Origin of the sequence: Salinisphaera sp. Q1T1-3 (assembly GCF_003602005.1) — a bacterium.
In the GTDB taxonomy this organism is placed as follows: domain Bacteria; phylum Pseudomonadota; class Gammaproteobacteria; order Nevskiales; family Salinisphaeraceae; genus Salinisphaera.
In genome coordinates this window covers 231,592-245,495 of sequence record NZ_QZWD01000002.1, presented here as the reverse complement: position 1 = coordinate 245,495, position 13,904 = coordinate 231,592, and the positions used below count along the sequence as shown (strand labels likewise).

Genomic DNA, 13,904 nt, shown 5'->3' with positions numbered 1-13,904 from the left:
CACTGCAACGGCACCGCCCGGGCATGCGTAGTAGATAGGAGACACAACACCGGCCGGCTGCGCGGATTTCCATAGCTCGCAATTCGGTCGCGTACAATTCGAATATCATCCCGCTGCCCTGGTCCTGCCATGTCCGAGCCCGGCGCCGACACTCGATCGGAAACGATGCGCATCAAGCGTCATGGCATCACGACCCGCCTGTGGCACTGGGTCAATGCACTCTGCCTGCTTGTTCTATTGATGAGCGGGCTGCAGATTTTTAACGCCCATCCAGCGCTTTACTGGGGCCACGGGTCCAGCTTCGACGACCCCGTCCTTTCGATCGGCGCCCGCCGGGGGCCGGATGGCAATCCCCAGGGCTATCTGGCGATCGACGGCTGGCATATTCCGACCACCGGCGTGCTCGGCTGGTCACGGGCCGACGGCCAGGGCCAGGTCCGGGCGTTCCCGGCCTGGGCCACCCTGCCCGACAGCCAGTGGCTGGCGCTTGGCCGGCAATGGCATTTCGCTGCGGCCTGGGTATTCGGCGTGCTGTTGGCGGGCTATCTCGTCTATTCAATCGCAAGCCGTCGACGCCGGCGCCTGATCGGTGTACATCGCGGCGAGATGCGGCATCTCGGCCGCGAAGTCGCAGCCCATGCGCGGTTCCGGTTCGTGCGCATGGCCGGTTACAACGTCATCCAGAAACTGACCTATCTGCTGGTCCTGTTCGTGCTCCTGCCCATGATGGTGCTGACCGGACTGACGATGTCGCCCTACATGGATGCCGCCTGGCCCTGGCTGACGTATCTGTTCGGCGGTCATCAGAGCGCACGGACACTGCATTTCATCTCGGCCTTCCTGCTCGTCGGTTTCTTTTTCGTGCACGTCCTGCTGGTCCTGGTTTCGGGCGTGTTCAACAACATGCGCGCGATGATCACCGGCGGGTATCGCATCGAGCGACGCGCCGACGAGGCCACGGCTGCCCCGGAGACCGATCGTGAGTGACGACAGAACTGTCCCGCGGCCCGGCGCCGTCAACCCGGCCCGCCGGCGCCTGCTACGCGGAATCGGCGCGCTCGGTGCTACCGGGTTGCTCGCCGGCTGCGACTGGACCCAGAGCCAACCCGTACAGGATGCGCTCTCGCGTACCCAGGATCTGACACAGGCCGCGATGCGTCTTGTCTCCTCGCGCGAGGCCCTGGCGCGCGAGTATCCGGCCCGGGACATTGCGCCGGAATTCCGCGCCAACGGCTCGATCCAGCCCCAGAGCGATGTCTATCGATCGCTGCTCGCCGACGGCTTTGCCGATTATCGGCTCGGCGTGCACGGGGCCGTGACGACACCGATGCAGTTCTCGCTGGCGGACCTGAAAGCCATGCCGTCACGCACGCAGATCACGCGACACGATTGTGTCGAGGGCTGGTCCTGTATCGGTCAGTGGACCGGCGTACCGCTGGCCCATGTGCTCGAGCGCGTCGGCCCGACCGATCGCGCGCGGTTCGTGGTCTTCCACTGCGCGGACCATCTCTACAACGCGCCGCAGCCCTATTACGAAAGCCTGGACATGATCGAGGCCCATCACCCACAGACGTTGCTGGCCTATGGCCTCAACGGGGCCGATCTCCCGGTCGCCAACGGTGCCCCGATCCGGCTGCGAGCCGAGCGCCAGCTCGGCTACAAGATGGCCAAATACGTCATGAATATCGAACTCGTCGAATCCTTCGATCATATCCAGGGCGGCAAGGGCGGCTACTGGGAGGATCGCGGCTACAACTGGTGGGCCGGCATATGACAGATCAGCGACATGACGATACGAATACCACGCGCCGCCGATTACTCGTCGGCACGCTGGCCGGGGCCGGCGTACTCGCCTTCGGCGGTCTGAGCGGCTGCGCCCGGGCCGAAGAAACGACGGGCCGGACGGCGGCCAATGCCAATACACCTGCCGATCAGGGCCCGGTGACCATTGCGGTCTACGACAGCGACGGTCGTCTCCAGGGTCTGCAACAGCGGCCTCGTGTCATCCACACACCGGCCGAATGGCGTGCGCAACTGTCCCGGGCGGTGTATCACATCACGCGCGAATCGGGCACGGAACGCGCGTTCACGGGGGCGTATTACAAACTGCCGTCACAGCACGGGCTCTATCGGTGTGTCTGCTGCGATACCGCGCTCTACGACAGCGCCACGCAGTTTCATTCCGGCACCGGCTGGCCGAGCTTCTACCAGCCGATCAACGCACATAACGTGGTCGAGCATCGCGACAGCAGCTTCGGCGTCACCCGAACCGAGATCGCCTGCACACGCTGCGCGGCCCATCTTGGCCACGTCTTCCACGACGGGCCGCAACCCACCGGGCTGCGCTACTGCATGAACTCGGCCGCACTCACGTTTCACCCGCTGCGCTGAACGCGCCACCGTCGCCGGCGCTATATTGCCGCGCCGGCATTGCAAGCCGGGACAGGCCGGCCGAAAATCGCGCACCGACGATCGCCCTGACGGCCTGGCCTTTTGATGTGTCGGACTGCCAACCGGCGGCGTGAGTCGTCTCCCCGTGGCCGGCCGAATCGCACCGATAACGGCGCGATGCTTGCTTGTGTCGGCCCGATTATCGCTGCACGGAGCGCGCCTCGACCATGACCGACCACGAGTTCACCGCGGTGCCCGCCGACGCGCGGCGCGGATTCATCTCGATTCTCGCCGTCATGCTCGGCCTGACGTTCTTCTCGGCCAGCATGTGGGCCGGCGGCACGCTCGGCAACGGTGTGGCGCCCCCGACGTTCTTTGCGGTCGTGGCCGCGGGCAATCTCGTACTCGGCCTGTATGCGGCGGCCCTGGCCTGGTTCGCCGGGCGCACGGGCCTGTCGACACACCTGCTGGCCCGGCTGACGTTCGGCCGCCGTGGCTCGGCTCTGGCCTCGGCCGCGCTGGCCGGCACCCAGATCGGCTGGTTCGGTGTGGGCGTGGTGATGTTCGCCCTGCCGATCGCCGAGGTCAGCCCGGTCCCGATGCCGATACTCATCGCCGCCGGCGGTATTCTGATGACGGCCACGGCCTATCTCGGTTTCCGAGCGCTGACGGTCCTCAGCGTAATCGCCGTTCCTGCGATCGCCCTGCTCGGCACGTTCTCGGTAATCGAGGCAGTCTCGCAGGCGGGCGGCCCGGCAGCGATGATGACACTGCAGCCACAGCAGCCGATCACGCTCGCCGCGGCGCTCTCGACCTGCATCGGCTCGTTCATCAGCGCGGCGACGCTCACGCCGGACTTCGTGCGTTTCGCGCGGACGCCGGCCGCCGCCGTCACCGCGACTCTCATCGCCTTCGCGCTGGGCAATGCGCTGATGTTCGTCTTCGGCGCAGCCGGTGCGCTGGTCTACGGCGAGGCCGACATCTCGCGCGTGATGTTCGCGCAGGGCCTGATCCTGCCGGCGATTCTCGTGCTCGGGCTGAATATCTGGACCACCAACGACAACGCGCTTTATGCCTCGTCGCTGGGTCTGGCCAACATCACGGGCTGGCCCAAGCGCTGGCTCGTGCTGGCCGGCGGCGCGATCGGCACCGTGAGCGCACAGTGGCTGTATCAGGATTTCGTCGGCTGGCTGACGTTTCTGTCGAGCGCCCTGCCGCCGATCGGCGCGGTGTTGATCGTCGACCATGCGATGCGGACGAAACAGCGCGATCACCAGACAGCACTGGCCGAGGCGCCGGCCTGGCGCGCCGCGCCGCTGATCGCCTGGGCCGCCGGCATTCTCGGCGCGCATCTGTTGCCCGGCATTGCGCCGCTCAACGCGCTGCTCGTGGCCGGCGCGCTACAGACGGCGGCCGGTTGCCATGCCCGGCATCGGGCACAACATGCCAAGCCGGCCTGACGGTCTTTTCTCTGCGGGCATTCGCAAAGCGATAACCGATCGCGCGTCCGCGGTCAGCCCGGTGCCGCGATTGGTTTAGACTCGCCCCCAAATTCCTCGATGGCGGCCTCCAACGACGCTGCCAGTGGCCGTGTTCCGTCTGTTTGAACGCCTGGTCGATCCGTTCCCTGCCGACGACCGGACGCCCCCCGATACCAGCATTCCGCGCTTCGTGGCGTTCTATGCCCGGCCGGTCTGGAAACTGTTGATCGCGACCGCCGTGCTGACGGCCGCGGCCTCGATCATCGAGGTTTCGCTCTACGGCTTTCTCGGGCACATCGTGGACTGGTTCGCCACCGCCGACCGTGCGCATTTTCTGGCGAACAACGCCTGGCAACTGCTGGGCATGGCGCTGGTGGTCCTGGCCCTGCTGCCGGCTCTGGTGTTCGGCCAGGGGCTCACCACGTTCCAGGCCATGGCGCCGAACGTCCCCATGCGCTTTCGCTGGCAGGTCCACCGCTGGCTGCTCGCCCAGTCGCTGGATTATTTCCAGGACGACTTCGCCGGGCGCATCGCCTCCAAGATGATGCAGTCGGCTCTGGCCATCCGCGAAGTGATGATGAAATTCGTGGACGTGCTGCTCTACGTCGCCGTGTATTTCGGCGGCGTGGTGGTCATGGTCGCCGGTGCGGACTGGCGGCTGGCACTGCCCTTTCTCGGCTGGCTGATCGGCTACATCGCGCTGCTGCGCTATTTCCTGCCGCGGCTACAGGCCATCGCCCAGGCCCAGGCCAACGAGCGCGCCGAGATGACCGGCCGCGTGGTGGATGCCTACACCAACATTGCCACCGTCAAACTGTTCGCCCACACCGAGCGCGAATCCGACTACGCCCGCGATGCGATGCAGGCGTTCCTGTCGACCGTCTATACCCAGATGCGGCGCATCAACGGCTTCTACGCCAGCCTGTATCTGCTGAACGCCTGTCTGCTGTTTTCCGTCACTGGCCTGGGCATCGCGTTCTGGAGCGAACGGGCCATCACCGCCGGTGCCGTGGCCACTGCCGTCGGCCTCGTGCTCCAGCTCAACGGCATGAGCCAGTGGATCATGTGGGAAGTCTCGAACCTGTTCGAGCATATTGGCACCATTCGCGACGGCATGGGCAGCTTCACGGCCAATCGCGCCATCGTGGATACGCCGGGCGCCGCGCCGCTGGCCGTCACCGCCGGTGCCATCGACTTCGACAACATCGCCTTCCACTATGGCCGCGACGATGCCGGCGTGATCGCGGATTTCTCGTTGCACATCGCCCCCGGCGAAAAGATCGGCCTCGTCGGCCGGTCGGGCGCCGGCAAATCCACGCTGCTGTCGCTGCTGCTGCGCTTTCACGAACTCGAAAACGGCCGGATCACCATCGACGGCCAGGACATCACCACCGTCACCCAGGCATCGCTACGCGAGGCCATCGGCATGGTCACGCAGGACACCGCCCTGCTGCATCGCTCGATCGCCGACAACATCCGCTACGGCCGCCCGGCAGCCACCGACGCCGAACTCTGGGCGGCAATCGAGGCCGCCCATGCCGGCTTCATCCGTGATCTGGTCGACAACAAGGGCCGGCGTGGCCTGGATGCCCACGTCGGCGAGCGCGGCGTGAAACTCTCCGGCGGCCAGCGCCAACGTGTCGCGCTCGCGCGTGTCATGCTCAAGAACGCGCCGATCCTCCTGCTCGACGAGGCCACGGCCGCGCTGGACTCGGAAATCGAAGCCGCGATCACCGACAACCTGCATGCCGTGATGGCCGACAAGACAGTCATCGCCGTGGCCCATCGTCTGTCCACCATCGCCGCGCTCGACCGGCTGGTCGTCATCGACGAGGGCGCCATCGTCGAAACCGGTACCCACGACGCATTGATCGCCGCCGACGGGCTCTACGCCCGGCTATGGCACATGCAGTCCGGCGGTTTTCTCGCCGAGGATATCGACACCCCAACCGACACGACACGCCGCTGACATCAACCGGCCCGCGGGCGGCCTTGTACGATCGCCCGCCGCACCGTCTCGGCAGCCGTCGTCATCGCGACAGACAATCAGAGAGAGCCCCGCATGCGCCTGGAACGGATCATGCCCATCGCCTTCGTCGGTATCTGGTCGACCGGCTTCATCGTCGCGCGGCTGGTCGCGCCCTATACCGATCCTCTCACCTTTCTGAGCTATCGCTATCTGCTCAGCGCTGCCGCCTTCATCGCCCTGGCACTGGCCGTCGGCGCCCGCTGGCCCGACACGCCCGCGGCCTGGGCCCGCACGCTGCTGACCGGCATCCTCCTGCAGGGCATCTACCTCGGCGGCGTCTTCTGGGCCGTCCGGCACGGCTTTCCCACAGCCATCGCCTCGCTCATCGTCGGCCTGCAGCCGCTGCTCACCGCCCTGCTGGCCTTCCCGTTGCTGGGCGAACGGGTCGGGCCGCGCAAATGGCTCGGCATCGGGCTGGGCTTTGGCGGCGCGATGCTCGTCCTGGCCCCCGGCCTGGCGGCCGGTCTGCACGGCCTCGACATCGCGCCATTGCTGGCGGTCATCGCCGCCATGTTCGGCATCACGCTCGGCACGATCTGGCAGAAACACACCAGCGCCGCGGCCGATCTACGCACCAACGCCGCCGTCCAATTCATCGGCGCCGCCATCGTCACCATCCCCGCCGCCCTGGCGACCGAGGCCGGACGCTTCGAAGCCACATGGCAGGCCTGGCTCGGCCTGACCTGGTCCGTGCTCGGCCTGTCCGTCGGCGCCATCTCCCTGCTGCTCGTCATGATTCGACGCGGCTCCGTGGCCAGCGTCGCCGCCCTGTTCTATCTCGTCCCGCCCGTCGTCGCGGTACTGGCCTGGCTGCTCTTCGACGAAAACCTCCAGCCCATTCAAATCGGCGGCATGCTGATCGCCGTGGCCGGCGTCGCCCTCGCCGGGCGGCAGAGAGGCGGCTAAACATGCAAATGTACCGGCAACGCGACGCGTCCGGGATGACCCTTTTTTGCCCCCCGTATAATCAGCACAAGAAATCAATCACTTACAGAAGCGCTGTCAAAAAGGGGTGATTCGGACAAAATAGGCCTCGGCTCTTTAACAACAAAGCGCTACAGTGATTTCGCTCTAGTTCGCTGCCGCGTAGGCAGCTCAGAAATCGACCATGACGGCCGGGCCGCCGGCCAGTCGGTTCGCTGCCGCGTAGGCAGCTCAGAAAAGGCCTTTGTAATCGGTTTGCAGGTCGCTGCGGTTCGCTGCCGCGTAGGCAGCTCAGAAAAATTCAACCGAGCGCTATCCGAAACCCGGATGGTTCGCTGCCGCGTAGGCAGCTCAGAAAAGATTCGCCAGACCGACGGGTTGACCGGCAGCGTTCGCTGCCGCGTAGGCAGCTCAGAAACCGACGCGGCCAATCGCTGCATTGCTGTCGCCGTTCGCTGCCGCGTAGGCAGCTCAGAAAGGTTTCGCTCGGATTCAGGTCAATCGCAAGGCGTTCGCTGCCGCGTAGGCAGCTCAGAAAATCGGGGCCTTTTATGACATAGCGGTTATTGGGTTCGCTGCCGCGTAGGCAGCTCAGAAATTCGCCCCGCTGTAGACCATGCCGTCCTTGCCGTTCGCTGCCGCGTAGGCAGCTCAGAAACGGAAAATCTCGGCGCTCACGACAGCGCCACGGTTCGCTGCCGCGTAGGCAGCTCAGAAAGAGGCGTCGACGCACAACGAATCCGATACGTTGTTCGCTGCCGCGTAGGCAGCTCAGAAAAGAATCCGTTGTATACGGCTGGCGCGCTGGCGGTTCGCTGCCGCGTAGGCAGCTCAGAAAATTACGGACGAGGGCGGGATGAATCGACGCAAGTTCGCTGCCGCGTAGGCAGCTCAGAAAAGATGGCCTATCGACCGATCATGCCGAGGACGGTTCGCTGCCGCGTAGGCAGCTCAGAAAAATCGTTGAGACCTGCGATCGTTGCATACGCAGTTCGCTGCCGCGTAGGCAGCTCAGAAACCGAACGTGTTACCCGTCGACCACGAATATACGTTCGCTGCCGCGTAGGCAGCTCAGAAAAGATCGCCCAGACCGGCGCGCACCTGCTCGGCGTTCGCTGCCGCGTAGGCAGCTCAGAAAATTGGCACGGAGACGATTTCTTCATCGAAGACGTTCGCTGCCGCGTAGGCAGCTCAGAAAGCCCGACTCGCGAAGATCCGACATGATCGGGCGTTCGCTGCCGCGTAGGCAGCTCAGAAAAGCATCTACGATGGCGATACGTTCCGTGTCGATGTTCGCTGCCGCGTAGGCAGCTCAGAAATGATTGGTCGATCCAGTGTTCGACGCGCTTCAAGTTCGCTGCCGCGTAGGCAGCTCAGAAAAGGACAGCGAACACAACACGCGACCAAGTAACGTTCGCTGCCGCGTAGGCAGCTCAGAAAGTATTTAACCGCGCCATTCTGATTTCAGGCGTGTTCGCTGCCGCGTAGGCAGCTCAGAAAAAACGATCCGCAAGCGCTGCGAGAGCGTCGTCGTTCGCTGCCGCGTAGGCAGCTCAGAAAGCTGCGAACACGACGCAGGGGCATGGGTAATGGTTCGCTGCCGCGTAGGCAGCTCAGAAAGGCAGAGACGCGCGAGTACGCAGACAGCATCAGTTCGCTGCCGCGTAGGCAGCTCAGAAACCGTACATCGACAGCGGCAATGCGGCGTTGGATGTTCGCTGCCGCGTAGGCAGCTCAGAAACACGGCGCGACCCCGTTTCGGCTCAACCTGCACGTTCGCTGCCGCGTAGGCAGCTCAGAAAATGATGCGATTCGACCAAGCCGTTTCGTCCTGGTTCGCTGCCGCGTAGGCAGCTCAGAAAGGAAAAGCGCATTCAATTCGTAGGGGCATAACGTTCGCTGCCGCGTAGGCAGCTCAGAAACCTTGCTTCCTTTGAGGACTTAGGGGGTACTACGTTCGCTGCCGCGTAGGCAGCTCAGAAAGGACAAACTCACGTCAGCGCCGAGCGCATGCTGTTCGCTGCCGCGTAGGCAGCTCAGAAAATCTGTTCAAATACATAAGCGGCCATTGTTCGGTTCGCTGCCGCGTAGGCAGCTCAGAAATGGTCAAATGCTTTCCCGGCTGTCGAGACGACGTTCGCTGCCGCGTAGGCAGCTCAGAAATCCTCGACAGTCATTTCGCCCTCCTTCTGAAAGTTCGCTTCCGCGCAGGCAGCTCAGAAATCCTGGGCATTTCGCACCATACTGGTATTAATGTTCGCTGCCGCGTAGGCAGCCGAAAAATGTTTCGAGATCGCTCCACTGGGACATTGCATGATTTGCTGCCATGTCAATCGCGCCCGCAGCAGATGAACGTCGTCAAGCGCAAGCCGGCGAGCCATCCGTGGACGTGGCATCGCAAGCAAGCCCCGGGCACTGACTTCTGGCGCTGAGCCTTGATGGTGTCGTGGTCTTGCGCGGCGACGCCCCGCGCAGCTGACGTTTTGATTGGATTTAGAACCATCTCTTGCGACGAAAATCCCCGCTCCGTTAATTTCATGACGGAGGGGGAAAGACATGGAAGATCTCGCGCCGAGCGATCTGAAGACGATCCTGCATTCCAAGCGGGCGAATCTTTATTACCTGCAGCATTGTCGTGTGCTGGTCAAAGGCGGGCGTGTGTCGTACGTGACCGACGAGGGGCGGGAATCCAAGTACTGGAATATCCCGATCGCCAATACGACCTCGATGCTGCTCGGCACCGGCACGTCCATCACGCAGGCCGCGGTACGCGAGCTGGCCAAGGCCGGTGTCCTGGTCGGCTTCTGCGGTGGCGGCGGCACGCCGCTGTTTTCGGCCAACGAGGTCGATACCGACCTCGCCTGGTTTTCGCCGCAGAGCGAATACCGGCCCACGGAATATCTACAGCAGTGGGTGGCCTTCTGGTTCGATGACGCCCTGCGGCTCGACGCCGCCCGCGCATTCCAGCATTCGCGTCTGGCAACCATTCGATCGCTCTGGACCTCGGACCGCGCCTTGCAGGATGCCGGCTTCCGAATCAACGACAAACGCCTGACCGAGGCACTCGATGCGCAATTCCAGGCCATCGACACCGCCCATGACACGACCGAACTGCTCACGCTCGAAGCCCGTCTGACGCGCCTGCTTTTCAAGCTGGCGGCTCGCAGCGTCGACTACGGCGAGTTCACGCGCGCCAAGCGCGGCGGCGGGACCGATCCCGCCAACCGGTTTCTCGATCACGGCAATTATCTGGCCTACGGATTGGCCGCTACGGCCTGTTGGGTGCTGGGTTTGCCGCACGGGCTGGCCGTACTCCACGGCAAGACACGCCGAGGCGGTCTGGTTTTCGATGTCGCCGATCTGGTGAAGGACGCGGTGATTCTCCCGCAAGCGTTCATTTCGGCCGTGCGCGGCGACGAGGAACAGGAATTTCGTCAGGCCTGTATCGAGCGCCTGACGCAAGTCGAAGCTCTCGACGGCATGATCGATACCATCAAACGCGTGGCCGACGACACGGCCCGCAAGGCAGCGTCGACGTGAATATCCTGCTCGTCTCGCAGTGCAACAAGAATGCACTCAAGGAGACGCGCCGGATTCTGGACCAGTTCGCCGAACGCCGCGGCGATCGAACCTGGCAGACGCCGATCACGAAAGCCGGGCTCGATACCCTTCGCAAGATGCTGCGCAAGACAGCGCGCAAGAACACGGCGGTCGCCTGTCACTGGATACGGGGCCGTGACCACAGCGAACTCATGTGGGTGGTCGGCGATGCATCGCGTTTCAATATGCGCGGTGCGACACCGACACACACCACGCGCAGCGACGTGTTAAGAAAAGCCGATGAGAACGACTGGCATACACTGGCCGATATCCATCTGGTCGCCAGCCTCGCCGCGCTGTTTCACGATTTCGGCAAGGCATGCCTCGCTTTTCAGAACAAGCTGCGCGGGCGGAATACCGAGCGCAATCGTTATCGGCACGAGTGGATCTCGCTGCGGTTGTTTCAGGCGTTTGTCGGCGATGCCGCCTACGACGCCGACTGGCTGAACCGGCTATATGAGGCCGACGCTATCGACGAGACGGCATGGCTCGATGCCACGAGGCGTGACGGCCTGGACGAGGCGACGTCGTTGCCGTTGGTGGGCCTGCCGCCGCTGGCCCGCAGCATTGCCTGGCTGATCCTGTCGCATCATCGTTTGCCGGTCCATCCGAGTTACGGCGACGACGGCAAACAACAACCCATCGGCCGCGCGGCGACCGGCGTCAATGCATCCTCACTGCCCGCGTTACCCGACGGCATCGAAGCCGCCTGGAACGAGATCGATGCCCCGCCCGATAAGACAGTGATCGCGCCGTATTGGCAGTTCGCCGAAGGCTTGCCCCTGCGAAGCGAGGCCTGGCGTAAACGGGCGAGTCGGCTGGCACGACAAGCGCTGTCGCGCGCGCCAGAGGCCAACGGACTCGCGCTCGACAACATCTACGCGATTCATGTCGCCCGGCTAAGCCTGATGCTCGCCGATCATCACTACTCGAGCCAAAGCGACCAGGCGAATAGCAAGAACACGCTGGGCGACGCCGGATACCCACTGTTTGCCAACACGGACAAGAGCGGCGCCCTCGCGCAGCGGCTGGACGATCACCTGCTCGGCGTCACGCAGGAAGTCGGCGAGATTACGCACCGCCTGCCCGATATGGTCGCCGCCCTACCGCGTATTGCCCGCCACAAGGGATTTCGCAAACGCACCCAAAATTCGCGTTTCCGTTGGCAGGATCGGGCGTTCGATCTGGCCGGCTCGATACGAGAGCGGAGCGCGAACCAGGGTTTTTTCGGCGTGAATATGGCCTCGACCGGCCGTGGCAAGACTCTGGCCAACGGCCGGATCTGTTATGCGCTGGCCGACCCAGATCGCGGCACGCGCTTCACGATCGCACTCGGTCTACGCACATTGACGCTACAGACGGGCGAGGCCTATCGACACGATCTCAACCTGTCGAGCGATCATCTGGCGGTACGCGTGGGCGGTCAGGCCACGCGTGCCCTGTTCGAGCAGCACCAGGCCGAACTCGACGCCCGCGGCGCGGGTTCCGCCGAACCGCTGCTCGATACCGACAGTTACGTCCACTACGAGGGCCAGATCGATCGGCACCCGCTCTTGTCCAAGGTCGTGGAATCGCCGCATGCGCGCTCGCTCATTAGCGCGCCGATTCTCGTCTGCACGATTGACCATCTCATGCCGGCGACCGAAAGCCTGCGCGGCGGCCAACAGATCGCACCGATGCTCCGTCTGATGGGCTCGGACTTGATCCTGGACGAGCCGGACGATTTCGGGATGGACGACATGCCCGCGCTGACGCGGCTGGTCTACTGTGCCGGTTTGCTCGGCTCGCGCGTTGTACTGTCCTCGGCCACACTGCCGCCGGCCATGGTCGAAGGCCTGTTTCGGGCGTATCGCTCGGGGCGCGTCGAGTTCCAGAAGAATCGCGGCGAACCCGGCCAGCCGGTCGATATCTGTTGTGCCTGGTTCGACGAGCACGACCAACGGCACCACGACTGCGCCGATAGCCCGGCCTTCCGAACCGCACACAACGCGTTCGCCGAGAAACGTGCCGGAAATCTTGCAACGGCCGAGACTCGCCAGCGCGGTGCAATCGCACCGATCGGCTTCACACCGCGTAAACGCGACAAACTGCCTCGGCAGTTCGCCGACCAGTTACTCGAACAAGCCCATACGCTGCATGCCCGGCATCACCAAATCGACCCCGTGACCGGCCATCGTGTCAGCTTCGGGCTCATCCGCATGGCCAATATCGGGCCGCTATTCGAGGTGGCCCGGGCGCTTTATGCCCGAGATGCGCCTGCGGATTGCCGGGTTCATCTTTGTGTCTACCACTCACAGTTCCCGTTGCTTGCCCGTTCGGCCATCGAACGCACGCTGGATGAAACGCTCGACCGACGCGAGCCGGATGCCGCGTATCGCCTGCCCGACATCCGGCAACGCCTGGATAACGCCAGCGAACCGGACCAACTATTCATCGTGCTCGGTTCACCGGTAACCGAAGTCGGTCGTGATCATGATTACGACTGGGCGGTGGTCGAGCCGTCATCCATGCGTTCGATTATCCAGCTGGCCGGCCGCATACGACGGCACCGCACGGCGCCGGTCGACAAACCCAACATTGCCCTGCTCGATCGGAATTGGCGATCCATCGCCGGTGCACAGGACGGGCGCGCCTTCATCCGGCCGGGTTTCGAGGACGGTGATTTCCAGCTCACCGCCCATGCACTGAGCGATGTACTGGCCCCGAATGAATACGAGATCATCGATTCGCGGCCTCGCCTGACGGCGCGCGAACCACTCGCCCCGGCCCAACGCCTGGCCGACCTCGAACACGCCCGAATGGCGGACGCAATGCTTGCCCCCGATCACGCGGGCCATAACGAAGCGGACTCAGGGAAGCGGTCCCGAGGCCGCCGCGCCGCCTTGAAGCCGGAGCCGCCCAGGCTGGCTGCCCATAGCGCCTACAGCCGTTCCGATCTTTGGTTAACCGGGCTCCTGCCGCAGCAGCAACGCTTTCGTAAGCAGCACGGCCAATCCATCGATCTCGTGCTACTGCCCACCGAAGACGAAACCGACTACCGGCTGGTGCGCAGCGAATCACAGAAGAAAGGCCCACCGATCGAGAGAGAGGTTGAACAGCGGCTCAACCAGCGCGTGCCGGACGACGAACTACAAGCCGAGCGCATCACCCCCTGGGCCAACGTCGATTACATGACCGAGCTGTACAGGCTGGCAGACGACCGCGATATGGGACTGGCGCACTGCGCGCGGACGTTCGGCACCTTGCAGTTGAACGGCGATGACGAGACGAGCCAGGGGTGGCTCACGCATCCCTGGCTCGGGTTTAAACGCCGCTGAAAACTGCCTATGCGGCAGCGAACTTTGTAAGCTGAAGCAATGAAAAGCTTTGCTGAGCAACCTATCCGGCTGCCGCTCGAAATCGTATACTCAACCACCGGACTGGAGAAAAGATAAGTTGAAGAAAAGATAAGCTGGTTGACGTTTGAGCCAGCGAGTGGT

Annotated in this window: 8 protein-coding genes and 1 CRISPR repeat array; all 8 genes read left to right on the top strand. The window is 63.8% G+C overall.

The annotated features are described in order from the left end of the window. Positions 1-129 precede the first annotated feature (129 nt). The 8 genes from D3260_RS03235 (at position 130) to cas3f (ending at position 13,742) form a co-directional block, all read left to right on the top strand. The gene (locus tag D3260_RS03235; RefSeq protein ID WP_120097124.1) at positions 130-987 is read left to right on the top strand and encodes a cytochrome b/b6 domain-containing protein; all 858 of its coding nucleotides are present in this window, start codon (positions 130-132) and stop codon (positions 985-987) included. Next, on the top strand, positions 980-1,774 hold the full coding sequence (locus tag D3260_RS03230) for a molybdopterin-binding protein (RefSeq protein WP_120097123.1): 795 nt from the start codon (positions 980-982) through the stop codon (positions 1,772-1,774). The genes D3260_RS03235 and D3260_RS03230 overlap by 8 nt, the downstream gene beginning before the upstream one ends. Continuing rightward, positions 1,771-2,391, top strand: a complete 621-nt coding sequence (gene msrB, locus D3260_RS03225) for a peptide-methionine (R)-S-oxide reductase MsrB (RefSeq protein WP_120097122.1) — start codon at positions 1,771-1,773, stop codon at positions 2,389-2,391. Before D3260_RS03230 ends, msrB begins: the two co-directional genes overlap by 4 nt. A gap of 227 nt (positions 2,392-2,618) precedes the next feature. Next, positions 2,619-3,851, top strand: a complete 1,233-nt coding sequence (gene codB / locus D3260_RS03220; protein ID WP_120097121.1) for a cytosine permease — start codon at positions 2,619-2,621, stop codon at positions 3,849-3,851. 130 nt (positions 3,852-3,981) lie between these two features. Beyond that, the gene (locus tag D3260_RS03215) at positions 3,982-5,841 is read left to right on the top strand and encodes an ABC transporter ATP-binding protein (RefSeq protein WP_120097239.1); all 1,860 of its coding nucleotides are present in this window, start codon (positions 3,982-3,984) and stop codon (positions 5,839-5,841) included. A 93-nt stretch (positions 5,842-5,934) separates the two neighbouring features. Then, positions 5,935-6,807, top strand: coding sequence for a DMT family transporter (locus tag D3260_RS03210; RefSeq protein ID WP_120097120.1), 873 nt, complete (start codon positions 5,935-5,937; stop codon positions 6,805-6,807). Positions 6,808-6,975: 168 nt separating this feature from the next. After that, positions 6,976-9,108: direct repeats of the CRISPR family, unit length 28 nt; unit sequence GTTCGCTGCCGCGTAGGCAGCTCAGAAA. Between the two features lie 273 nt (positions 9,109-9,381). After that, a complete protein-coding gene (gene cas1f, locus D3260_RS03205) occupies positions 9,382-10,365 on the top strand; it encodes a type I-F CRISPR-associated endonuclease Cas1f (RefSeq protein ID WP_120097119.1) in 984 nt (327 codons plus the stop codon). Next, positions 10,362-13,742, top strand: coding sequence for a type I-F CRISPR-associated helicase Cas3f (gene cas3f / locus D3260_RS03200; RefSeq protein WP_120097118.1), 3,381 nt, complete (start codon positions 10,362-10,364; stop codon positions 13,740-13,742). The genes cas1f and cas3f overlap by 4 nt, the downstream gene beginning before the upstream one ends. The last annotated feature ends 162 nt before the right edge of the window (positions 13,743-13,904 follow it).

Coding starts and splice junctions, on each gene's coding strand:
- D3260_RS03235 (WP_120097124.1), top strand. CDS start 130: ATGTCCGAGCCCGGCGCCGACACTCGATCGGAAACGATGCGCATCAAG.
- msrB (WP_120097122.1), top strand. CDS start 1,771: ATGACAGATCAGCGACATGACGATACGAATACCACGCGCCGCCGATTA.
- codB (WP_120097121.1), top strand. CDS start 2,619: ATGACCGACCACGAGTTCACCGCGGTGCCCGCCGACGCGCGGCGCGGA.
- D3260_RS03210 (WP_120097120.1), top strand. CDS start 5,935: ATGCGCCTGGAACGGATCATGCCCATCGCCTTCGTCGGTATCTGGTCG.
- cas1f (WP_120097119.1), top strand. CDS start 9,382: ATGGAAGATCTCGCGCCGAGCGATCTGAAGACGATCCTGCATTCCAAG.